22 protein-coding genes are annotated in these 23,995 nt (G+C 51.3%); 12 read left to right on the forward strand and 10 right to left on the reverse strand.

The features are described 5' to 3' along the window. Positions 1 to 239: 239 nt before the first annotated feature. The 8 genes from ptsP to ACO0LL_RS16475 form a co-directional block, all read right to left on the reverse strand. Positions 240 to 2,006, reverse strand: coding sequence for a phosphoenolpyruvate--protein phosphotransferase (ptsP, locus tag ACO0LL_RS16440; protein ID WP_422951935.1), 1,767 nt, complete (start codon positions 2,004 to 2,006; stop codon positions 240 to 242). A 299-nt stretch (positions 2,007 to 2,305) separates the two neighbouring features. Beyond that, complete coding sequence (locus ACO0LL_RS16445; RefSeq protein ID WP_110257606.1) at positions 2,306 to 2,575, reverse strand: HPr family phosphocarrier protein; 270 nt, start codon at positions 2,573 to 2,575, stop codon at positions 2,306 to 2,308. Between the two features lie 19 nt (positions 2,576 to 2,594). After that, positions 2,595 to 3,002 (reverse strand): PTS sugar transporter subunit IIA, encoded by a 408-nt coding sequence (locus tag ACO0LL_RS16450; protein WP_110257605.1) that lies wholly within the window; start codon positions 3,000 to 3,002, stop codon positions 2,595 to 2,597. A gap of 66 nt (positions 3,003 to 3,068) precedes the next feature. Beyond that, positions 3,069 to 4,013, reverse strand: a complete 945-nt coding sequence (gene gshB / locus ACO0LL_RS16455; RefSeq protein WP_422951936.1) for a glutathione synthase — start codon at positions 4,011 to 4,013, stop codon at positions 3,069 to 3,071. An 88-nt stretch (positions 4,014 to 4,101) separates the two neighbouring features. Next, entirely contained in the window at positions 4,102 to 5,400 is a 1,299-nt protein-coding gene (gshA, locus tag ACO0LL_RS16460; protein ID WP_422951937.1) for a glutamate--cysteine ligase, read from the reverse strand. Between the two features lie 133 nt (positions 5,401 to 5,533). Beyond that, positions 5,534 to 5,836 carry an antibiotic biosynthesis monooxygenase family protein gene (locus ACO0LL_RS16465; protein ID WP_422951938.1) on the reverse strand — a complete coding sequence of 101 codons (303 nt, stop codon included), beginning with the start codon at positions 5,834 to 5,836 and terminating at the stop codon, positions 5,534 to 5,536. Between the two features lie 49 nt (positions 5,837 to 5,885). Next, the gene (locus tag ACO0LL_RS16470; RefSeq protein ID WP_422951939.1) at positions 5,886 to 6,947 is read right to left on the reverse strand and encodes an AI-2E family transporter; all 1,062 of its coding nucleotides are present in this window, start codon (positions 6,945 to 6,947) and stop codon (positions 5,886 to 5,888) included. After that, positions 6,944 to 7,351, reverse strand: coding sequence for an MAPEG family protein (locus ACO0LL_RS16475; protein WP_422951940.1), 408 nt, complete (start codon positions 7,349 to 7,351; stop codon positions 6,944 to 6,946). The genes ACO0LL_RS16470 and ACO0LL_RS16475 overlap by 4 nt, the downstream gene beginning before the upstream one ends. Positions 7,352 to 7,632: 281 nt before the next feature. Here ACO0LL_RS16475 and ACO0LL_RS16480 point away from each other — a divergent pair, with 281 nt between their 5' ends. Both ACO0LL_RS16480 and ACO0LL_RS16485 read left to right on the forward strand, forming a co-directional pair. Continuing rightward, complete coding sequence (locus tag ACO0LL_RS16480) at positions 7,633 to 8,187, forward strand: glycine zipper 2TM domain-containing protein (RefSeq protein ID WP_232063604.1); 555 nt, start codon at positions 7,633 to 7,635, stop codon at positions 8,185 to 8,187. 273 nt (positions 8,188 to 8,460) lie between these two features. Beyond that, the gene (locus ACO0LL_RS16485; protein WP_422951941.1) at positions 8,461 to 9,921 is read left to right on the forward strand and encodes a sensor domain-containing diguanylate cyclase; all 1,461 of its coding nucleotides are present in this window, start codon (positions 8,461 to 8,463) and stop codon (positions 9,919 to 9,921) included. Here the strand turns inward: ACO0LL_RS16485 and ACO0LL_RS16490 are convergent. Together ACO0LL_RS16490 and ACO0LL_RS16495 are read right to left on the reverse strand one after the other, a co-directional pair. Continuing rightward, complete coding sequence (locus ACO0LL_RS16490; RefSeq protein ID WP_422951942.1) at positions 9,906 to 10,742, reverse strand: Rossmann-like and DUF2520 domain-containing protein; 837 nt, start codon at positions 10,740 to 10,742, stop codon at positions 9,906 to 9,908. The genes ACO0LL_RS16485 and ACO0LL_RS16490 overlap by 16 nt on opposite strands. Positions 10,743 to 10,745: 3 nt before the next feature. Continuing rightward, positions 10,746 to 11,447, reverse strand: coding sequence for a Crp/Fnr family transcriptional regulator (locus tag ACO0LL_RS16495; protein WP_162043824.1), 702 nt, complete (start codon positions 11,445 to 11,447; stop codon positions 10,746 to 10,748). Positions 11,448 to 11,750: 303 nt separating this feature from the next. Between ACO0LL_RS16495 and ACO0LL_RS16500 the strand changes: the two genes are divergently transcribed. From ACO0LL_RS16500 to ACO0LL_RS16545, 10 genes are all read left to right on the forward strand, one after another. After that, complete coding sequence (locus tag ACO0LL_RS16500; protein ID WP_422951943.1) at positions 11,751 to 13,703, forward strand: AMP-dependent synthetase/ligase; 1,953 nt, start codon at positions 11,751 to 11,753, stop codon at positions 13,701 to 13,703. 11 nt (positions 13,704 to 13,714) lie between these two features. Then, entirely contained in the window at positions 13,715 to 14,503 is a 789-nt protein-coding gene (locus ACO0LL_RS16505) for an ABC transporter ATP-binding protein (RefSeq protein WP_422951944.1), read from the forward strand. Positions 14,504 to 14,694: 191 nt separating this feature from the next. Continuing rightward, the gene (locus tag ACO0LL_RS16510) at positions 14,695 to 15,591 is read left to right on the forward strand and encodes a branched-chain amino acid ABC transporter permease (protein ID WP_211324411.1); all 897 of its coding nucleotides are present in this window, start codon (positions 14,695 to 14,697) and stop codon (positions 15,589 to 15,591) included. A 51-nt stretch (positions 15,592 to 15,642) separates the two neighbouring features. Beyond that, on the forward strand, positions 15,643 to 16,701 hold the full coding sequence (locus tag ACO0LL_RS16515; protein ID WP_422951945.1) for a branched-chain amino acid ABC transporter permease: 1,059 nt from the start codon (positions 15,643 to 15,645) through the stop codon (positions 16,699 to 16,701). A 115-nt stretch (positions 16,702 to 16,816) separates the two neighbouring features. Further along, a complete protein-coding gene (locus ACO0LL_RS16520) occupies positions 16,817 to 18,118 on the forward strand; it encodes an ABC transporter substrate-binding protein (RefSeq protein ID WP_422951946.1) in 1,302 nt (433 codons plus the stop codon). Positions 18,119 to 18,198: 80 nt separating this feature from the next. Then, positions 18,199 to 19,050: an ABC transporter ATP-binding protein gene (locus ACO0LL_RS16525; protein WP_422951947.1), complete on the forward strand. Its 852-nt coding sequence runs from the start codon at positions 18,199 to 18,201 to the stop codon at positions 19,048 to 19,050. Positions 19,051 to 19,114: 64 nt separating this feature from the next. Continuing rightward, positions 19,115 to 20,362, forward strand: a complete 1,248-nt coding sequence (locus ACO0LL_RS16530; protein WP_422951948.1) for a phenylacetate--CoA ligase family protein — start codon at positions 19,115 to 19,117, stop codon at positions 20,360 to 20,362. A gap of 215 nt (positions 20,363 to 20,577) precedes the next feature. Continuing rightward, positions 20,578 to 21,036, forward strand: coding sequence for a (2Fe-2S)-binding protein (locus ACO0LL_RS16535; protein ID WP_162061216.1), 459 nt, complete (start codon positions 20,578 to 20,580; stop codon positions 21,034 to 21,036). An 11-nt stretch (positions 21,037 to 21,047) separates the two neighbouring features. Then, positions 21,048 to 23,294 (forward strand): molybdopterin cofactor-binding domain-containing protein, encoded by a 2,247-nt coding sequence (locus ACO0LL_RS16540; RefSeq protein WP_422951949.1) that lies wholly within the window; start codon positions 21,048 to 21,050, stop codon positions 23,292 to 23,294. 148 nt (positions 23,295 to 23,442) lie between these two features. Continuing rightward, positions 23,443 to 23,901 carry a cache domain-containing protein gene (locus ACO0LL_RS16545; RefSeq protein ID WP_422951950.1) on the forward strand — a complete coding sequence of 153 codons (459 nt, stop codon included), beginning with the start codon at positions 23,443 to 23,445 and terminating at the stop codon, positions 23,899 to 23,901. The last annotated feature ends 94 nt before the right edge of the window (positions 23,902 to 23,995 follow it).

A 23,995-nucleotide genomic window follows, 5' to 3' on the forward strand; every position in this document is an offset into this window, starting at 1 on the left:
CTCTTCCATCGGGATTGAACCCGTTATCAAAAAACTCAGGAAGGCTAAAAGGTGGGCTGAATGTGGGAAGGGGAAAGCTGCATTCAAGCTCGCTTTAGCCGTATTTATCATTCGGGATGTTTTCCGAACCGCGCCCGCAAGCTGATTTTCAAATCGGCGCAATAGGTGAAGGATAAACCAAATCTGGCACCAGGGTCAAACTCCGGCACCGTAACTGTCACAATTTTAATATAAACTTGTTAATGCAAAGTAGGCGATTGCGCCCCCATCGCAGCCAGGGTTTCCCTGATGGTTGCCGAATCATAGCTGCGAAGGATTTTTTTGACATGTCCTTGCAAAGAATCTAGGCGGGTGTTCAAAATCTCTTGCTTGATCTCTGGCAGCAATGCCGCAGGCATAGACAATTCACGGAAACCCATACCTGCCAGCAAGCGTGTCAGGCGGATATCGCCCGCCATACCACCACAAATGGAGACCGGGATACCTGCCCTTTCACCCGCTGTGATAATCATTTGCAAGAGCTGCAAAATGGCCGGGTGCAAATCATCATACAAGTGGGCGACTTCATGATCTGCCCTGTCAATTGCCAATGTGTACTGGATCAGGTCATTGGTACCGACCGAGAGGAAATCGAGTTTCTTGACAAACATGGGTAGCGACAAGGCTGCTGCCGGGATTTCTATCATGGCGCCGATGGCGATCTCTGCATCAAAGTCCTTGCCCTCCTTGCGCAGTTCAGTCTTGGCCTGTTCTATCATGGCCAGACTCTGGTCTATCTCAAAACCATGTGCCATCATCGGTATCAGTATCTTGACCTTGCCAAAGGCCGAGGCGCGCAGGATGGCGCGCAGTTGCGTCAAAAATAATTGTGGCTCAGCCAGGCAATAGCGTATGGCCCGCAAACCCAGCGCCGGGTTGAGGATATTGTGCTCGGTCGTATCCAGCGGTTTGTCAGCGCCGACGTCCAGCGTGCGTATCGTTACCGGCCTGCCTTTCATGGCTTGTACTGCCGTACGGTAGGCATCGAACTGTTCTTCTTCTGTCGGCAGCTTGTGTTGCTGGCCACTGCTTTCCATGAACAGGAACTCTGAACGGAACAGGCCTACCCCACTGGCCCCTGCCTCCAGCGCATGAGCGGCATCCTGCGGCAATTCTATATTTGCCAGCAAGGTGATCTCGACCCCGTCCTGAGTAATGGCCGGTGTTTTTTTAAGTTTGTGGAGTTTTTTCCTGGCTTTGGCCAGTATGGTCTGACGGTCGCGATATTGTTCTAGCACCAGAGAACTTGGGGCAACGATGACGACACCAGCATCACTGTCGATGATGAGCCAGTCGTCCTGCTCTATCAGGCGTGATGCATTGCCCATGCCGACCACAGCGGGTATACCGAGGCTGCGCGAGACGATGGCGGTATGAGAATTGTGCCCACCTTCATCGGTGACAAAACCGGTGAAAGCGACATCGCGGAACTGCATCATGTCTGCCGGAGAAATGTCCCTGGCAACCACGATCATATTGGCATTGCGCTCATCGATACCGTCAGAGCGTATCGCGCTGCCGGCAGTACCGGTCAATACCTTGAGTACGCGCTCTGCCACTTGCTGTATATCAGCTTTGCGCTCGCGCAGGTATTCATCTTCGATTTCATCAAACTGGGCCGTCAGTTCGTCGATCTGGCTGACCAATGCCCATTCTGCATTGTAGTGGCGGGTGCGGATGATATCGAGCGGTGCTTCCGAGATCATGGGGTCGGACAAAATCAGTACATGCACGTCGATGAAAGCACCGAGCTCTGTGGGTGCATCTGCAGGCAAATCTGACCAGATGGCCTGCAATTCCTTGTGTACCTGAGCGATAGCCAATTGCAGTCTTTGCACTTCGGCTTCGACCTGCTCTTGTCCTACCAGATAATGTTGTACATCCAGTGCTGCCGGACGCAGCAGATGAGCGCGCCCGATTGCTATACCGCGTGAAACGGGGATGCCTTGCAGTGTAAAAGATGCCATGCTGTGTCCCCCAAAATACTTAATCTCCGGGCCTTGTGATTTTGCCGCCCTGTCTTATTTCCAGCGTAACAATCCAGTGTACCGATGCAGCGTTAAACCTAAGACCATCAGCAAACTGATGCCTGTTTTTGCTGATTCAATCAAAGAAGGACAAGGTAAACGAATAGAGTCAAAACAACAATGAGAAAGATGTTGCGATATGTTGCCAATTGTTTCGCCAGCAAATCACACTGACAAAAGCATCAATAAGCACTACCCAGCATCATCGCAATGATGACCATGACCCGCTCAATTTTCGTTTATTCACCTTCACCAAACTTGTCATTGATCAGCGCTTGTATGGCGTCAAAGCAGGCTTGCTCATCTGCGCCATCGGTCTCCAACAACACTTTACTACCCTTGCCCGCTGCCAGCATCATGACGCCCATGATGGACTTGCCATTGACACGCCGACTATTGCGGGTCAGCCATACTTCTGCCTTGAATTTGCTGGCGGTTTGTGTAAATTTTGCAGATGCGCGTGCATGCAAACCCAGCTTGTTGATGATTTCGATTTCTTGTTGGATCATGCTTCACTTTCTTTCTTTTTTAACCTGGTGATAAACGCACACGATTGTCGAGACGTATGGCGCCATTCTGGCCACCGGCCAGCGCCATTTCCACCACGACATCAAGTACATCACTACGATAAGTTATCGCCCGCAACAACATGGGCAGGCTGATGCCGGCGATGATCGCGACCCGGTCAGGATCACCCAGTTGTCTGCAGCAATTCGACGGTGTACCGCCCATGACATCGGTAATCACCAGCACGCCCGAACCATCGTCCAGACGCAGCACGGCTTCGCGCGCGAGACGGTTGACTTCATCGATATTCTGGTCGGCAATCACGTCTATCGCTTCAAAGCGTTCTGGCATGCCACGGAATACGTGGGCCGCAGCCTGCATAAAAGCCGTGCCCAGGGGCGCATGCGTCATTAAAAGTATGCCAACCATCGTTCTTTAACTCTCTTGTGACAACTGGCATGTGGCCAGCGTCTTCCATTTATCTAAACTACAAAATCAAGCTGCAACTGCCGTTTCAAGGGCATCAATGAACATGCCAGCAACATTGAAGCCTTTTTGCTGGGTAATTTCCTGGAAACAGGTAGGGCTGGTGACATTGACTTCCGTCAAATTAGCACCGATAACATCTAATCCTACCAGCAACAGACCTCTTTGATAAAGTTCAGGTGCCAAAGTCTGCGCAATCTCAAGATCACGGGCAGACAATTCCTGCGCCACACCCAGGCCACCTGCCGCCAGGTTACCCCTGACTTCACCGTTTTGCGGAATACGCGCCAGGGAAAACGGCACGACCTTGCCACCGATCAGCAATATCCTTTTATCACCATGGACAATTTCCGGAATGTAGCGCTGCACCATGATGGTAGAGCTGCCATTCACCGTCAAAGTCTCAATCACAGAACCGAGGTTCATACCATCTTCACGGATGCGGAAAATGCCGGTGCCACCCATGCCATCCAGTGGCTTGAGTATGATGTCCTGGTGCTCTTTATGGAAAGCACGGATACGTTGCTCATCGCGCGTCACCAGCGTAGGTGCCGTGAACTGGCTGAACTGGGCAATGCTAAGCTTTTCATTATGATTGCGGATAGCTGCCGGCTTATTGAATACCCGCGCGCCCTGCTGCTCTGCCAGTTCCAGCAAATAAGTCGCATAGATATATTCCATATCAAATGGCGGGTCTTTGCGCTGCAGTACGGCATCAAAAGCACTCAGCGGCAATGACTCAGGCTCCGACAACCTGAACCAGTCCTGGCTATCCCCGGTCAGCGTAATGCGGCTGATATTGGCAATCACCTTGCCGCTTTCCAGCGCCATGTCTTCCGGGCCAAAGGCATAGATGGCATAACCACGCTTGTCTGCTTCCACCATCATGGCGTAGGTGGAATCCTTATACGTCTTGAAGTGAGACAGCGGGTCGGTCAGGAAAGCGATTTTCATGAATGTGCTCAATATTCTCGGCTAGATAATGATCTGATTAATGATCTGACTAATGATTTAATTAACGATTTAATTAATGATTTAACAATCAATAAACCTCAGGATTTGGATCTGTCTTTTCCAGCTCCAGTGACGCCGCCAGCAAAGCCAGGCGCGCTACGACACCATACATGTAAAATCGATTTGGTGCTGCCGTGCCCGGTTTTGCCTTCATGTCGGGTACTGCGTGTTGCTGGGCAAAGGCCAGCGGCACAAAGTGCATGCCGGGTGCATTGAGGTTTTCATCAACGCCACGGTCTTCATGCACGCGGTAAAACCCCCCTACCACGTAGCGGTCTATCATATACACCACGGGCTCAGCCACGGATTCATTGATTTGCTCGAAGGTATACACGCCTTCCTGCACGATCACATCGCGCACTTCCATACCATCCTTGACGACCGACATCTTGTTACGCTGTTTGCGGTTCAGGTCGCGCACTTCGCTGGAATCATGCACCGTCATGATGCCCATGCCATAGGTCCCGGCATCGGCCTTGACGATGACGAAAGGTTTTTCCTTGATACCGTATTCCTTGTATTTCTTGCGTATCTTGGCGAGTATGGTATCGACTGCAGCTACCAGCGTATCTTCACCGCTGCGGTCGTGGAAATTCACATCCTTGCATTTGATAAAAAACGGGTTCAGCATCCACGGGTCGATATCCACCATCTTGGCAAATTTCTTGACCACTTCATCATAGGCATGGAAGTGATTGCTCTTGCGGCGCAAGGCCCAGCCTGCATGCAGCGGCGGCAGCAGGGTCTGCTCATTCAGTTCTTCCAATATTGCCGGTATGCCTGCCGATAAATCATTGTTCAGCAAGATGGTGCAAGGGTCGAAATTCTTCAGGCCCAGGCGGCGGCCATTAGCCGAGCGCTCCAGCGGTTCCAGTATCAACTGGCTGCCATCTGGCAAGTCTATGGGTGTTGGTTCGGTAATATCAGCTGACAGCGAACCCAGACGTACATTCAAACCAGTCTGACGGAAAATCTGGATCATGCGGGCAATGTTTTGCAAATAAAACACATTGCGAGTATGGCTCTCAGGGATCACCAACAGGTTTTTAGCATCCGGGCAATATTTTTCTATCGCCGCCATCGCCGCCTGTACGGCCAGTGGCAACATTTCTGATGCCAGGTTATTAAAACCACCAGGGAAGAGATTGGTATCGACAGGGGCCAGCTTAAAACCGGCATTGCGCAAATCAACAGAGCAATAAAATGGCGGAGTATGTTCCTGCCATTCAAGACGGAACCAGCGTTCTATCGCAGGTGTCGCTTCTAATATCTTTTTTTCAAGATCGAGCAGGGGGCCGTTGAGAGCGGTGACGAGATGCGGAACCATAATGACCTTTTGGAGAGCAAGCTGTTGCCAAAAATGAACGCCGACCTCAGCGCCACAGGCAAATCATGACTTGATAAGCTTGGGATGAAATCCCGGTAATCAAGTCGGAATTATCCCAGGCTACGCAAAAAAATCACTCAGACTTGGCTAAAAGATCAAAATGTTCAACCACAGGGGCACTGGCAAAATACGGTCCAACGATGGCACGCCATTCTGCAAATGCTGCAGACTCACGAAAATCAACGGTATGGTTTTCCAGCGTTGCCCAATAAATCATGAGCAGGTAACGCTCTGGCGACTCTATGCCCTTTTGCACCTTGAAACCGAGAAACCCCTGGGCATGACGTATCACTTCATCAAGACCGCGTTGTATGGCGACATCAAACTCGGCTTGCTTGCCAGCTTGTATGCGCAGATCGGCTAACTCCAGAATCATATTTACCTCTTTGAAATGAAAAAATAGCTACTTTGCTTGTGCATTAAATTTAAACCAGAGCCCGGTCACTCAGCTCTTTCTTGATATAAGCATAAAACACCGGGGCCGCAACCACACCGGGAACACCAAACAGGGTTTCCATGACCAGAATAGCGGTCAGCAATTCCCAGGCCCGGGCATTGACCTGTGCTCCGATGATGCGGGCATTCAAAAAGTATTCTGCCTTATGAATGACGATCATAAATACCAGAGAAGCAATGGCAACGTTCAGTGACTGTGACAGACCGACAATGACAATAACAGTATTGGAAATAATATTACCTGCCACAGGAATCAGCCCCGCCAGGAAGGTAATGGCGATCATGGTCTTGGTCAGTGGCAAATGGACACCAGCCATAGGCAGGATGGCAGCCAGGTAAATTGCGGTAAATACGGTATTGATCAGGGAAATCTGCACTTGGGCAAACACGATTTTGTGAAATATCTGGCTCAGATTACTGATTCTGCTCAGCATGGCAGCAGCAAAGGGTTTGTGGTTACTGTCACCGGTGACATCACGCAGGGCAACCATGCTGCCTATGATCATACCCAGCAACAGGTGCACGATCAGATGACCGGCTTCTGGCACTATCTGCTTGGCCTCGCCAGCATGTTCGCGCAGCCAGTGCGTCATCATCTCCCTTAAAGATTCAACATCTTCCGGCAGGTTAGTACTCACCCACTCTGGCAATTGATGGCGCGAAGCTTCAATGATATCCGCCAGCCTTTGCAGCAGGTTTTGCAGGTTGCCAGCATCACTGCGCAAGAATGCATGGATGCCCCAGCCTATCAGAATCAGGCCAGTAATCAGGATGAAGGATAAAAATACCACGGCAATCATGCGCGGCTGCTTGTGCCTGAAACGCAGGGCAATCGCAGGTGCCAGTACATGGATGATGGAAAACACCAGCAAGCCAGAAAACAGGGCGACCAGCAAACCGGCCTTTAAGACCAGCAGCAAGGCAATGCCCATCAGGATATATGAGGCATATACGGATGCCGTTAGCGGCTGGTTAGTTTGACCAAGCGCATTGGCAGCACGGGCAGAACTGGAAAGGATTTTATCTTTCATTTCAGCACCCCAATCAAACCCGTCAAACCAGTCAAACCAGCTACCGTGCCCAGCGACAGTGCAACTGCAGCCAGGCCAGAAATCAGGAAACCCGTGGAACGCTTGCCAGCCTCGTGCAGATAAGCCAGTGCATACATGATGCGCCCGACCAGCCACACCAGGCCCAGGGACGCTGCCAGTATGTCACTAGCCCATATCGCGCATAACCACAGTGCCGGGAAGAAGAAAACCATTTGCTCTACTGTATTGCCCTGCACCCTTACCGCCCGCAAAAATTCTGGCGGGCCATCCATGGCGGGTGCCTTGACCCCCAGCTTCATGCGCAAGCGCCCTACGGTCATCACATTCCAGACATACATGCCGAGTACTGCAAGCGTTAACCAGGATGTCCATTGCAAGTGCATAAATTCTCCAGTAAAGGGTATAGATGAGGGGAATGCGAGCGGCATAGATGAGGCCAATGGTGTAAAGTACAAGAATACAATACCAAAAGTACATTGAAACAGACACTTACATTTTCATGTCTTCTATTTTTATGGTCAGGGCGTTATATACACACTAGCAAGAGACTATCACAGGACATATACAGAATTACCAGAACCCAGCTGCCCGTTTTTGCCATTTTGACAAATTCAGAGGCCAAGGCAATGTTGATCACATGATCCAAATCGAAAGAGGTAAAAAAATGACATTTACAAAATTCTCCATGGCTGCATCCGTACTGGCATTTTCTGCCAGCGCCCTTGTTCCTGCTGCACAGGCTGCCGACTTTGATGATTATGCCCGCGTCGTCAGCGTTACCCCACAAGTTGAGCAAGTCAATGTGCCGCGCCAGGAATGCCGTACCGAATATGAAACCAGCCAGCGCAATTATCCACGCCAGCAACAGGCAGAACGCAGCAATGGCGGTGCCATCATAGGCGGCCTGGCTGGTGGTTTGCTGGGTAGCCAGGTGGGTGGCGGCAATGGCCGTATTGCTGCAGCTGCGGTCGGTGCTGTAACTGGTGCCATCGTTGGTGACCGTGTCGACAACAATGGCAATAACGGCAACAATTATAATAACCAGCCTGTCTATGAAAGCCGTCCTGTACGTCAGTGCCGCAATATTGATAGCTGGGAAACTCGTACCAATGGCTATGCCGTGACCTATGAGTACCATAACCGTACTTATACTTCTGTCATGCCTTATGATCCAGGTTCACGCCTGCGTATCCATGTATCTTTGACGCCACGTCCTTGATTCTCCTTAAAAGCCTCTAGCCTCACAAAACTCACAAAATGCCGCTGACAGCGGCATTTTTTATTCCTGCCCCCAAAAAAAGCCTGCATTTCTGCCAAAATCCTGCCACTCTGTATGAAACCCAGCGGCTACACAGGTCATTTGCATCTTCAGGCGGCTTAAACCAGCTCAAGTCTGTGATTTGCTGCCAAATTGGGCGGAATTTGCATGGGTTTATAGTATTATCTTGCGGCAAACCTCACGCTCATGCTCCGTCTATCATTCATGCAAAAAATGTTAAAAAAATACGGTCTGCTGGTATGGCTATCCCTGATCCTGATTGCAGGGTTTGTCTCCACGACCGTGGCATCTTTTGTAGTCTCCCGCGATGCCATACAACAAGGCATCTCCGAACAAACCCTGCCCATCACTGGTGACAATGTTTATTCTGAAATTCAGAAAGATATCTTGCGCCCGGTATTTGTCTCGTCACAAATGGCGCATGACACTTTCTTGCGGGACTGGATCATCAATGGTGAAGAAGACAAAGACCAGATCGTCAAATACCTGAAAGAAATCAAGCAAAAAAACCATGCGATTTCCAGTTTTCTGATATCTGACCATACCCGTAATTATTACCATGCTGATGGTGTCCTGAAAACCATCAGCGATACCGAACCACGTGACCAGTGGTTCTTCCGGGTACGCGATTTGAAAAGCGATTATGAAACCAATGTCGATATCGACATGGCCAATCGCGACACCATGACCATCTTCATCAATTACCGCATCCTCGATTATTCAGGAAAATTCATCGGCGTCACCGGCATAGGCATGACGCTGGACACGATGAAAACCTTGATAGACAGTTATCAGACGCGCTTTCGCAGGAATATCTTTTTCGTCGATCAGAAGGGCAATATTGCCCTGGCTGGCAATAACATGAAAAAGATACGCAGCAACCTCAGCAATATGTCCGGCCTGAGCAACCTGGCGCCGCAAATCCTGGCGAATCGCAAGAGTGAATCCCAACACCTTGAATACAAGAGCGAGAATGAAACCATACTCGTCAACGCACGCTTCATCCCTGAGCTAGGCTGGTATTTGCTGGTAGAACAGGAAGTGGGCGGGGAAATCAAACCGCTGCAGAATATCTTCCTCATCAATATCGCCATCAGCGCTGGCATCACTCTGGTTATCCTGGCGATCTTGTTGCTGACAGTCAGGCGCTATCAAAAACGCCTGGAAAAATCTGCTTCTACCGATACCCTGACCAATTTGCTGAACCGCCAGGCCTTTGATTTTGTCTTCCAGCAAGCCCTGCTTGATAGCGAACGCTCGCGCCAGCCCATGTGCGTGGTCTTGCTGGATATTGATTTCTTCAAGAAAGTGAATGACAAGCAAGGCCATCTGGTGGGTGACCATGTACTCAAGGAAATCTCCCAGATATCCAAACGCTCGCTACGCGAAAGCGACATCATTTGCCGCTGGGGTGGGGAAGAATTTTTGATCTTGTTGAAGAACTGCACGCTGGAAAAAGCCACATCGATTGCCGAGAACCTGCGTAATACCATCGCCAATAATGATTTCTCGCGTACCACTGACCTGACACGCACCCGCCTGTCGATTACCGTCAGCATGGGTGTCGCAGAATGTAAGGACAAGGAAAGCGAAGCCAGCGTATTTGAGCGCGCTGATCTGGCGCTGTATCAGGCCAAAGAAAATGGCCGTAACAGCGTTTATTTCTCTGAGTGAGAATTTCGTGCAGCCGCCAGGTCTATGGTCGGCTGCGTGAACGCCCGATACAAATCCCCAGCTTGCTGATCCCAATCGCTGAGCCTGCTTTGCTGTAAAGCGACTGTCTGCATATCACCACGGGCAATAGGGCCGGTTAGCGCCGCCTCCGTGCCCATATTGAAGACATTTTCCAGCGTCTGCCTTGCCAGCGGGGCCGCCATCTTTTGCGCGATCGCAGCGGGTATGCCCGCCGCTTGATACGTGCGCAAGGCAACTTCCATCAGCGTCACCAGATAATTGCTGGCAAATACAGAACCTGCGTGATACAGCAATTTATTGTCTGCCTGAATAATCACGGTTTCTGCGCCTATGGCCTGCAAGGCAGGCGCCAATACAGCCAGCGCAGCCACATCGCCCTCCAGACTGCATATCGTTCCTGCAAATTGCTCTGCCAGCAGATCCACATTGGCAAAACTGCGCACAGGATGGACACTGGCAACAGCCGCACCTGCCTGTTGCGCTGCCTGCAACTCTGTCGATGCCTTGGCACCACTGCAATGGAAAATAACACTACCTGCCTTCAACAAACCGGCATCAACCAGTTGCTGACAGACGCTGGCAATCTGGTCATCACTGACAGTCAGCATGGTGACATCAGCGGCTTGCAGTTGCGCGATATCATCGACGGCCTGCCCGACACCCAGCCAGGCCACGGCATCGCTGGCACTGGCGAGGCTGCGGTTCAAGACCTGCTGTATGGCAAACTGTTGCTGACGCTGGAAATTTTTGGCCAGTACCTTGCCGACCTTACCGGCACCGATGATATTCAGAGACTTCATGCCTTATTCTTCCGGGAAGCGGCGCAAGCCTTCAAGATTGAGGATGGTGATGCCACCATAATCCACGCTCAGCAGGTTTTTCTTTTCCAGCAGTTGCAGTGCCTGGTTCGCACGCTGGCGCGAGACGCTGGAGATATAACCTATCTCTTCCTGCGATATCTGGATTTGCATGCTGCTGCCATCCCTCAAACCTGGGTTAAGGTAAGGGTGAAACATCGCGGCCAGGCAACGGGCAACGCGGGTATCGGGATCGAGCATGCGGTCATATTCAACCAGCGAGATAAAAAACCCCAGACGCTCGTTTAACTGATGCAGGAGAAAGCGGTTAAACGGAATGCTGTTATCCAGCAAATACGTGAAAGTAGCACGTGGCATATGTGCGACACGGGTATCACGCAGGGCCACCACATCATAGCGACGCAGTTCAGTCTTCAGTAGCGAACCCTCACCAAACCAGCCACCCGCCAGCATGCAACTGAACGTCACGGTCTTGCCGTCAGGTGAAATACTGCTCATTTTCAGGAAGCCGTCGATGACACCCATCCAGTGCTCTACCGGATCGCCTTTGCGGCAAACATAAGCGCCTGCGGGAATGAAACGCTCGACAACTTCGTCTTCCACTTTTTGCATATGTTCTGGCGACAGCATACTGGCCCACAGGGACTTGGCAAACCGCTCTTTAGGGTCGCTGATTTTTTTTGTCATATTTGTGCAACGCACCACAGATAATTGCTTCAATTTTTCAGATTGTCAGTCGAATGACAACCACCGGCCCTTGAAGGGACTACTATCGCTTCAACAAAAAGAATTACGGAGACATTGTAAGCGACTTGACCATTGCAGCGAAGACTGCAGGCATCGCCAGGGCAAATCACTGCATCTTGCCACTACAATACCTACCGTAAAAGCCCCTCTGCACATAAGCAATCAATAAATAGTAAGCAAGCAGTAAGGGCGCATCAGGACACTCACAAGTAGCAGGCCCTAAAACAACAGGCTGGTGGAGACATGAAACAAAAAGAAGCAGCGAATTCGACTTTTCCCAGGTTGTTATTGCAGCATGGGAAAACACGGCCACAACATCCGGCCTTCCGGGAAAAAGACCTGGGTATCTGGCAAACCTGGAACTGGCAACAGGTCAATGCCGAAGTGCGTGCCCTCGCCTGCGGCCTGGCTGCACAGGGTTTCAAACGCGGCATGAATCTCGCCATCATCGGTGATAACCGCCCGCGCCTGTACTGGGCCATGGCTGCTGCGCAATGCCTGGGTGGCATCCCCGTGCCCCTGTATCAGGATGCACCGGCTGCCGATATGGCCTATGTACTGGAAAATGCCGAAATCGCCTTTGCGATAGTCGAAGACCAGGAACAGGTTGATAAGCTGCTTGAAATCAAACAACAGTATGCAGGCATACAACATATCGCCTTTGATGATGACCGCGGCATGCGTCATTATCACCAGCCTGAACTGACATCCTACGCTGCCTTGCAGGAACTGGGGCGTGCTTTTGATATCGCCCATCCCGATTTTTTCATGAAGGAAGTGGAGCTTGGCCAGCCTGACGACACGGCTGTCATGCTATATACCTCAGGCACCACAGGTAAACCCAAGGGTGTCTGTCAGTCACACCGTTCTTTCATGACTGCGGCAATGGGCGGCATGGAATTTGACGAACTCACAGCAGACGAAGATATCCTGTCTTACTTGCCAATGGCATGGGTGGGTGACCATCTGTTTTCTTTCGCCCAGGCCATGGCCGCTGGCTTTACCGTGAATTGCCCTGAGTCCAGCGAAACTGTACTGACGGATTTGCGTGAAGTCGGCCCCACTTATTATTTCGCCCCGCCACGCGTGTTTGAAAACATGCTGACCACAGTCATGATACGCATGGAAGATGCGGGCAGCATCAAGCGCAAGCTGTTTGCCCATTTCATGGACCTGGCACGCCGTGTTGGTTCTGACATACTTGATGGCAAAACCGTCGGTGGTATGGACCGCCTGCAATATGCACTCGGTAATCTGCTGATTTATGGCCCGCTGAAAAACGTACTCGGTCTCTCACGTGTGCGCGTCGCCTACACTGCCGGTGCGGCTATCGGCCCTGACCTGTTCCGTTTTTATCGTTCTATCGGCGTCAACCTCAAGCAATTGTATGGTTCCACTGAAACCTGCGCCTATGTCTGCCTGCAACCAGATGGCAAGATCAAGTTTGATAGCGTAGGTGCAGCTGCCCCCGGTGTTGAAGTCAAGCTCGCGCCAAATGGCGAAGTGCTGGTCAGGTCAGATGCAATGCTGACGGGTTACTACAAACGCCCCGATGCAACGGCAGAAGTCATGGATGAACAGGGTTATTTCCACACTGGTGACGCAGGCATTTTTGATCAGGATGGACATCTGAAAATCATCGATCGCGCAGCCGATGTCGGCAAGATGAAACAGGGCGATATCTTCGCGCCCAACTACATAGAAAACAAACTCAAGTTCTTTCCCTTCATCAAGGAAGCCGTCGCCTTTGGTCATGAGCGTGACACTGTTTGTGCCTTCATCAATATCGATATGGAAGCAGTCGGCAACTGGTCAGAAAGACGTGGCATTGCCTATTCTGGCTATACCGATCTGGCAGCCAAAGCCGAGACTTATCAATTGATACTGTCGTGCATAGAAAAAGTGAATGCAGATCTCGCCAGTGAAGACTTGATGGCAGGCACGCAGATACATCGCTTCCTGGTGCTGCACAAGGAACTTGATCCCGACGATGATGAACTGACCCGTACCCGCAAAGTCAGGCGCAAATTCATTGCGGAAAAATATGCGGTGTTGATAGATGCCCTTTATTCCAGCAAGCGTTCGCAATTCATAGAAACCCTGGTCAAGTTTGAAGATGGCCGCCAGGGCAAGGTCAGTGCCGATTTGCATATCAGCGATGTCAAAACATTTTCTGCCCAAAAGCTGGCTGCATAAGGAATACATAAATGGCAGACAACAGAAAAATCGGTGAAGTCATCCTGGACTTGCAAAACATCTCGCTCGCTTTTGGGGGTGTCAAAGCCCTGACCAATATTTCCTTCAACGTCAGGGAACATGAAATACGCGCCATCATAGGCCCGAATGGTGCTGGCAAAAGCTCGATGCTGAATGTCATCAATGGGGTATATCGTCCGCAGCAAGGTGACATCACTTACCGCGGCCAGCATCGCAAGGACATGAATACTTATGCGGCAGCCAAGAGCGGCATCGCCAGAACTTTCCAGAACATCGCCCTGTTCAAAGGCATGAGCGTGCTCGACAACATCATGACAGGCCGCAACCTGAAAATGAAAAGCAATTTCCTCATGCAGGCCTTGTACTGGGGCCCTGCTCAAAAAGAAGAAATTGTCCATCGTGAAAAGGTAGAAGAAATTATCGACTTCCTGGAAATCCAGCACATACGCAAGATACCGGTAGGCCGTCTTTCTTACGGCTTACAAAAACGTGTAGAGCTGGGACGCGCGCTGGCAGCCGAGCCTGAGATTTTATTGCTCGATGAACCTATGGCTGGCATGAACGTGGAAGAAAAACAGGACATGAGCCGCTTCATCCTCGATGTCAATGACCAGCTCGGCACCACCATCGTTTTGATTGAACATGATATGGGCGTAGTCATGGATATCTCAGACCGCGTGGTCGTACTCGACTACGGCAAGAAAATCGGTGATGGCACTCCTGCGGAAGTGCTGGCGAATCAGGAAGTGATCAATGCCTATCTTGGTGTGGCGCATTAATGAAAAACCTTAAGACCATTAACCACAGAGACACGGAGACACAGAGAAAAGCACTGAGAAAATCAAAGACTGAATGTGAGAGGCATTTCTCATGTTTTTCCTCTGTGTCTCTGTGTCTCTGTGTTGAGAGGTCTTCTTTGATCACCCCAGTCATTCGCGCAAGTTGATGTGAACAAGAGGTTGAAATGAATATCAGTTTTTTCTTTGAAGTATTTATCGGTGGCTTGTTGTCCGGTGTGATGTATGCACTGGTGGCGCTGGGTTTTGTGTTGATTTACAAAGCCTCAGGCGTCTTCAATTTTGCCCAGGGTGCGATGGTGTTTTTTGCCGCACTGACCTGCGTAGGCCTGACCGAGAAGTTTGAAATGTCACTATGGCTGGCGATACCGCTGACCATGCTGGTGATGGTGGCACTGGGTCTGGCAATCGAGCGGGTAGTATTGCGCCCACTGGTCAACCAGCCTGAGATTACCCTGTTCATGGCAACCATAGGCCTGACCTTTTTCATCGAAGGTCTGGCGCAGTTGCTGTGGGGTTCACAACCGCACAAACTGACATTGCCTATTGACGATGTACCCATAGAATATTTCATGGAGAAATTCAATATTCTGGTATCGCAATTCGATGTGATTGCCGCGCTGATCTGTGCTCTGCTGGTGACTGGTCTGGCGCTGCTGTTTTCCAAAACCAAGATAGGCCGTGCCCTGCGTGCGGTCGCAGATGATCATCAAGCGGCGCTGGCAGTTGGTATTCCCTTGCAACAGATCTGGGGCATAGTCTGGGCGGTTGCCGGCTTTGTTGCTCTGGTTGCCGGCCTGTTGTGGGGTGCGCGTAATGGTGTGCAGTTTGCGCTGACCTTTGTCGCCTTGAAAGCCTTGCCGGTATTGATTTTGGGTGGGTTTACTTCCGTTCCGGGCGCAATTGTCGGTGGTCTGATTATCGGTGCATCTGAAAAACTGGCAGAAGTGTATATAGGCCCACTGGTCGGTGGTGGCATAGAGGGCTGGTTCCCGTATGTGCTGGCACTGCTGTTCCTGCTGGTCAGGCCCGAAGGTTTGTTTGGTGAAAAAATCATACGCAGGATTTAATGTCCTGCAGTTCAGCATAATCAAACGTTAATAGCAGAGTAGAGGAACAACATGTTCTACCGTGAAGCAGGTCAGTTTAAAACAAGCTATCAGGCAGATAACCAGATATTCCCAATACGGCAAGACCGTATCGGTATTGCCATTGTCCTTATCGCGGCATTTGTTGCCGTACCCGGGCTGGCAACCGATTATGCATTTTCAGCGATCTTTATCCCCTTCCTGATATTTTCACTGGCAGCACTGGGCCTGAATATCCTGACCGGCTATGCGGGGCAATTGTCACTGGGTTCGGCAGCCTTCATGGCCGTAGGTGCTTTTGCTTCTTATAACTTTGTCTTGCGCATACCCGGCATCCCGGTCTTGCTGGCTTTTGTGCTTGGTGGTTTGTCCGCTGCCATGGTGGGGATTGCCTTTGGCTTGCCCTCATTGCGCATACGCGGTTTTTATCTGGCAGCAGCAACACTGGCAACGCAATTCTTCGTGGTCTGGTGTCTGACCAAGATACAGTGGTTTACCAACTACAGTTCTTCCGGCGTCATCACTGCGCAAGAGATGGTGATACTCGGCATGGCCATCAATACACCGGTTAAAAAATATTTGCTGACGCTGACCGTCGTCTGTGTCATGGCCATGCTGGCCAAGAATATGGTGAGATCGAACGTGGGCCGCTCATGGATGGCGGTGCGTGACATGGACGTGGCGGCAGAAGTCATCGGTTTCCGTCTCATGCGCACCAAGTTACTGGCCTTTGCAGTGTCCTCGTTTTACTGCGGCATTGCCGGTGCCCTGTATGCCTATGCTTATCTGGGCACGGTGGAACCTGAGGCCTATAACCTTGATCTGTCTTTCCGTATCCTGTTCATGATCATCATCGGTGGTGTTGGTTCCATACTCGGTTCTTTCCTAGGTTCGGCTTTTATCATCTTGCTGCCCATCGTGCTGAACCTGATTGCCCATGGCTTGTCCTTGCCGACCAATGTGGCATCGAATCTTGAATTGATGGTGTTCGGTGCGCTGATTATTTTCTTCCTGATTGTAGAACCACATGGTCTGGCGAGGTTGTGGCAAATAACGAAAGAGAAGCTGCGCCTCTGGCCTTTCCCGCATTGATGATCACAGATCAGTACCGATACAAAAAATTAAGTTCATAATAAAGACGCTTCGCCTTTTGAAGAATTTGGTAGAAAAGCGTCATGCAATATCCATCCAACCACAAGGAGACAATATGAAACTGCTTAAATCCCTGCTGATGGCCTCGGCAATCCTGGGTGCTGTCAGTCCGGCCCAGGCGAATGATCAATTCATTCCCATCCTGTCATATCGCGTTGGCCCCTACGCGGCTGGCGGCTCAGGCTTTTACGGCGGTGCCATTGATTACTTCAATCTGGTCAATGCCAAGGGCGGCTTGAATGGCGTCAAGATTTCCTGGGAAGAATGCGAGACTGAATACAATGCCTCGCGCGGTGTTGAATGTTATGAACGCCTGAAAAAAACCCAGGGCGGTGCCTCACTGGTAGAGCCACTTTCTACCGGTATCGCCTACGGTATCCTGGACCGCGTTGCAGAAGATAAAATTCCTTTGACGACACTGGGCTATGGCCGTTCTGATGCGGCCAATGGCAAAGTCTTCCCATATGTATTCCCGCTCATCACCAGTTACTGGAACCAGGCTGCGGCGATGACCAAATATCTGGGTGACAAATCCGGTGGCATGGACAAACTCAAGGGCAAGAAAATCGTCCATCTCTACCATGATTCTGCCTTTGGTAAAGAGCCTATCCCGGTACTGGATGCACAGGCCAAGCAATATGGCTTCGAGCTTATCAAGATCCCGGTTGCCCATCCTGGAAATGAACAGCAATCGCAATGGCTGCAAATCCGCCAGGCCAATCCTGACTATGTGATCCTGTGGGGCTGGGGCGTCATGAATGCAGTGGCGATCAAGACTGCGCAACGCAATGGCTATTCTCGCGAGAAAATGCTGGGTGTCTGGTGGGCAGGTTCAGAAGAAGATGCGATTCCAGCTGGCGATGCAGCAAAAGGCTATACCGCGATGACTTTCAATACACCGGGTAATTATCCTGTGCTCGATGAAATCCGCAGCAAGGTGTATGCGGCTGGCAAAGGTAACCTTGGTGACAAGACCCGTGTCGGTTCTGTCTACCACATGCGTGGTGTGACGGCTGCCATCCTGTGGACAGAAGCCATCCTGAAAGCGCAGGAAAAATTCGGCAAGGGCAAGCTCATGACATCCGAGCAAATCCGCTGGGGCTTTGAAAACCTGAACGTCGATGAAGCACGTCAAAAAGCGCTGGGTGCAATGGGCATGTTCCCGCCTGTGAAAACTTCTTGCGAAGACCATGAAGGTTCCGGCGCTGTCAAGGTACAGCAATGGACAGGTGATAAATGGAAAGCCATCACGCCTAACTGGGTGACCGGTGACAAGGCTTTGACACGCGCCATGCTGGAAGAGTCTTCCAACAAATATGCGGCTGAGAAAAAAATCACGCCTGCCTGTTTGAAGTAAGCAGTAAGCAGTAAGCAGTAACCAGCGGAGGCCAGACTGTGCCTCCGCCCCCTTTGTACAAATCATTGCAGATCAAGATCATGAGCGTTCATAGCATCACGGCAGAAGCGGCAACGGCAGCAGCGACCGACATCGCCTATCTCAGCGTCAATAATATCGAAGTCATCTACGATCATGTGATCCTGGTGTTGAAAGGTATTTCCCTGCAAGTGCCGCAAGGGAAAATTGTCGCCTTGCTGGGTGCCAATGGCGCGGGTAAATCAACCACGCTGAAGGCGATATCGACACTGCTGCGTAACGAGCGCGGCGATATCACCAAGGGCGATATTACTTTCCGCGGGCAGCGCGTTGATCATCTGACACCGAATGAGCTGGTCAAGCGTGGCCTGTCACAAGTCATGGAAGGCCGTCATTGCTTTGGGCATCTGACGGTAGAAGAAAACCTGCTGACCGGTGCATACACACGCAGCCTGTCGCGCAGCGAACTCAAGGCTGAACTGGAGAAGGTATACCACTACTTCCCGCGCCTGCGCGAACGCCGTAATTCGCAGGCCGGTTATACCTCAGGTGGTGAACAGCAGATGTGCGCGATAGGCCGCGCGCTGATGGCCAAACCGTCGATGATCTTGCTCGATGAACCATCGATGGGCATAGCACCACAACTGGTGGAAGAAATTTTTGAAATCGTCAAAAGCCTGAATGTTCAGGAAAAAGTATCTTTCCTGCTGGCCGAACAAAATACCAATGTCGCCCTGCGTTATGCCGACTTTGGCTACATCCTGGAAAACGGCAGGGTCGTTATGGAAGGTGAAGCGAAAGACCTCAGCAGCAATGAAGACGTCAAGGAATTTTATCTTGGTGTCTCAGGCGCAGGCCGCAAGAGTTTCAAGGATATGAAATTTTATCGCCGACGCAAGCGTTGGCTGGCTTGAGTCATCACTCATCGCTATCCATCATTTTGAGACGCACACAAATCAACCACTATAGAGCATGCTCATGAGTGACTATCTGGACGCCCTGGAAACCCGCAATCCACAAAGCCGCGAACAAGCGCTGATGAACAAGCTGCCGCAATTGATTGCACATGCCCAGACTGCAGAAGGCTGGGGCAGGATATTGCAGGGCGCGGATGCGCATGACATCAAGAGCCGCAGCGCGCTGGCGCAATTGCCGGTGACTCGCAAATCCGATCTCAAGGATTTGCAAAAAGCCTTGCCGCCTTTTGGTGGCCTGAATACTACCCCGGTACGGCAGATGGGACATATCTTCATGTCGCCCGGCCCCATCTTTGACCCTGAAGGACGCGGCCAGGACTGGTGGCGCTTTGCCCGCCCCATGCATGCGATAGGCTTGCGGGCTGGTCATCTCTTGCAAAACTGTTTTTCTTACCATTTTACGCCCGCTGCCTTCATGGTGGAGAGCGCCGCTGCCCGCATAGGTTGCGCCGTCATCCCAGCGGGTATAGGGCAGACGGAAATGCAGGTACAGGCGATGGCGGAACTGCGGCCTGATGCCTATATAGGTACGCCAAGTTTTTTAAAGATCATCCTGGAAAAAGCGCTGGACATGGGTGCTGATATTTCCAGCGTACAGCGCGCCATCGTCGGTGCCGAAGCCCTGCCACCTTCGCTACGAAAATGGCTACAGGAACATGGTGTGGCCCAGGTATTGCAAATTTATGCCTCTGCCGACATAGGCAATATTGCCTATGAAAGCGTGACCGATGGCCAGGTAAATCCCGGCATGATACTGGATGAAGACTTGATACTCGAAATCGTCCGTCCCGGTACGGGCGACCTGGTGGCGGAAGGTGAAGTTGGCGAAGTGCTCATCACGTCCTTCAACCCCGATTACCCGCTGATACGCTTTGGTACTGGAGACATGTCAGCGATACTGCCGGGCACCTCGCCCTGTGGTCGCACCAACCAACGCATCAAGGGCTGGATGGGGCGGGCGGACCAGACTACCAAGGTCAAGGGTATGTTTGTCCATCCTTCGCAAGTTGCAGAAGTGGTCAAACGCCATCCTGAAATCAGCAAGGCCAGGCTGGTCGTGACTGGTGAAATGGCGAATGATGTCATGAGTCTGCATTGTGAAACTTTAGTGACCAACCCTGTGTTGCAAGCCGCGATTGTCGATAGCCTGCGCGATGTCACCAAATTGCGTGGCGATGTGCAATTTGTTGCGGTTGGCAGCCTGGCGAACGATGGCAAGGTTATAGACGACGCCCGCAAATACGAATAAAGCCAGGCGTTTCTGACACTGGAGCAACAAAAAACCACGGAAAAGACAGCTTTTTCGTGGTTTTTTCGTCTCTCACACCCAAACGCTAAAAATATTCTATAGTAGTTAAGTAAACCAAATATGGATGAGCCTGTTTGCCAGACTTGCCCGCTCTGTTTTCCCCGTTTTTCCCTGTTCCGCCCCTGCAACCACCTCACCGGATGGAGAACTATTCCATGACTGCACTGAATATCAATAGCAAAGAACACCAGGTAGATGCTGACCCATCCACGCCCGTGCTATGGGCGCTACGTGATTCCCTGGGCCTGACTGGCACCAAGTTTGGCTGCGGTGCAGCATTGTGCGGTGCCTGTACCGTGCACCTGAATGGCCAGGCGATACGCTCTTGCATCACGCCCATCTCTTCGGTCGCTGGGCAAAAAATCACCACCATAGAAGCCATGAGCCAGGACAAGGTCGGCAAAGCCGTGCAAGCGGCCTGGATCAAACATGATGTGGCCCAATGCGGTTACTGTCAAAGCGGCCAGATCATGAGCGCCACGGCATTGTTGAAAACCAATAAGAAACCCAGCGATGCCGATATCGACGGTGCCATGGCAGGCAATATCTGTCGATGTGGTACCTATGTGCGCATTCGCGCTGCCATCCATGATGCTGCATCCACTCTGGCCTGAGGAGAATAACCATGCATTTTGAAGCCCGCCTCGATGAGATGCCACGCCATTTGCAAAACCTCTTGCAATCCACCACACCAGAAACACCATCTACCGGCCTGAGCCGCCGCAGTTTCTTGAAGATGGCAACAGCCAGCGGCTTTGCCCTGGGGTGCTATCCCATGCTGGCGACAGCGCAGGATGCTGCTACCAAAGCACCTGCAGGCCTGAAGCCTACTGAACAACCGGGTGCTTTCGTACAGATTGCAAAGGATGGCACAGTCACTGTTACCTTCAACCGTCTGGAATTTGGTCAGGGCGTGCAAACCAGCCTGCCACTGATACTGGCAGAAGAACTCGATGCCGACTGGTCCAAGGTCCAAAGCGCGAATGGCAATAATCACCCAGCCTATGTCGACCCGGCATTTGGCATGCATTTGACAGGGGGCTCGAACTCCATCGCCCATTCCTATACGCAATACCGCGAACTCGGTGCCCGCACCCGCGCGATGCTGGTACAGGCAGCGGCCAACCAGTGGCAAGTTGATCCTGCCAGCCTGCGCACTGAGAATGGCAATGTCATTGGCCCCGGCGGCAAGAAGCTGGGCTATGGCGAGCTGGCCGATGCTGCGATGAAATTGCCAGTACCAGAAAAAGTCACACTGAAAGACCCGAAAAACTTCCGCCTCATAGGCAAACCCACAGGCCGTCTTGATGCCAAAGCAAAATCTACAGGCACCCAGGATTTTGGTATTGATACTCACCTGCCCGGCATGCTGACTGCGGTAGTCGCACGTCCACCGGTATTCGGTGCCAGGGTCAAGACTATTGATGATACTGCGGCAAAAGCCATCAAGGGCGTCAAGGCAGTGCTGCGCGTGCCGACAGACCGCGGTGGCGAAGGCGTGGCGATTATTGCCACCGGTTACTGGCCAGCCAAACAGGCCCGCGACGTACTGAAGCTGGAATGGGATACTGATGGCGTTGAAAAAGTCGATTCCACCAAAATGCTGGCGACCTATAAGGAACTGGCCAGGAAGCCGGGTGCCCTGAAGTTTAATGATGATGTCTCAAAAATAGCGACAGCACCGCATAAGCTGAATGCTGAATTTGTCTTCCCCTATCTTGCGCATACCCCTATGGAACCGCTGAACTGCACGGTTGCCATCAAAGGTGACAAGGCAGAATTGTGGATGGGTACGCAAATGCCCGGCCTCGATGGTTTTGCAGCCGCCAAGACCCTGGGTTTGAAGCCGGAAAATATTGCAGTGCATACCCAGTATGCAGGTGGCGGCTTTGGCCGAAGGGCAATTGCTACCAGTGATTATGTGGTGGAAGCCTGTAATGTTGCCAAGGCAGCGCAAACTGCGGGGCTGGATGCACCAATACGCACCTTGTGGAGCCGTGAAGATGATGTCAAGGGTGGCTATTATCGCCCCATGCATTTGCACAAGGCTGAGATAGGCTTTGATGCGCAGGGCAATATCCTTGGCTGGGATCATGTCATCGTCGGCCAGTCCATCGTTGGTGGCACGCCGTTTGAATCCATGATGGTCAAGGATGGCGTCGATATCACCGCAGTCGAGGGCATGAAAGAACCGTATGAAATGCCGATGCGCCTGTCCGTCCATCATCCCAAGATCAATGTGCCGGTCTTATGGTGGCGCAGCGTGGGCTCTACCCACACTGCCTTTGTCATGGAAACCCTGATCGATGAAATTGCCCAAACTACCAAGCAAGACCCGGTAGCTTACCGTGTGAAACTGATGGGTGACAAACATCCACGGCATAAAGCGGCATTGCAACTGGCGGTAGAAAAGTCTGGTTATGGCAAAAAGAAACTGCCAGCAGGCCGTTCCTATGGTGTGGCTGTGCATGAGTCATTCTCGTCCGTGGTTGCTTACGTGGTTGAAGCATCCATGAAGAATGGTCAGCCCAAACTGCACAAGGTCACTGCCGGTGTGCACTGCAATCTGGCGGTCAATCCCAAAAGCGTGGAGGCCCAGGTACAGGGTGCTGCTCTCATGGGTCTGTCCATGTGTCTGCCAGGTGCTGCCATCACGCTCAAGGATGGTGTGGTTGAGCAAAGCAACTTCGGTGATTTTGTCGTGCCGCGTATTACCGACATGCCGCAAGTTGCCGTGCACATCGTGCCCAGTGCAGATGCGCCTACTGGTATGGGTGAACCTGGCTTGCCTGCATTGGCACCGGCTTTTGCGAATGCCATCGCCAGGGTCAGTGGCAAGCGCTGGCGTGAGCTGCCTTATAAGCCAGCATAAGCCCGCATAAGCAAAGCTAATTTTTGTTACTTGTATGCAAGTTAGATAGTAATGAAGCGCAGATAGTTGTATGTTGTGAGATATCAGATTCCTGGAGTTTGATGAACTACCGGAATTTGGTATCCCACAACAATAAAGGAGACTTATCATGCGTAGTTTCATTAAATTCCTGACACTGACTTTATTCAGCTTTTTTCTCAACCAAGCAGCATTCGCAGCAGAACATGGCACAGCACAAGAAGCAGAGGCCATGGTAAAAAAGGCGACTGCCTATATCAAGACCAAGGGTAATGAAAGCGCTTATACTGAATTTAATAGTGTCACTGGCAGTTTCGTCGACCGCGATCTGTATATTTTTGTACTGGATTTAAATGGCAAAATACTGGCGCATGGTGCCAATGCCAAGCTGTTGGGCAAAAATCTCAGTACGCTCAAAGATGTAGACAACAAGGCTTTTATCGAAGAGTTGCTGACAATCGCCAAGAGCAAGGGTAAGGGCTGGATAGATTACAAATGGCCGAACCCGACCACCAAGGCTATAGAACTGAAGTCGACCTATTTTGAAAAATCAGGCGATATAATCGTTGCATGCGGTATCTACAAGTAATACAGATTAGTTTGCCCTTGAGCAGGGCTGAATAAAAATTTGAAATTGAAATTAATTTCAATCTTGATTGATATTCAAGCAGCATCTGCCAGCC

It is taken from the genome of Undibacterium sp. TC4M20W, from assembly GCF_049340245.1.
Lineage (GTDB): Bacteria > Pseudomonadota > Gammaproteobacteria > Burkholderiales > Burkholderiaceae_D > Undibacterium.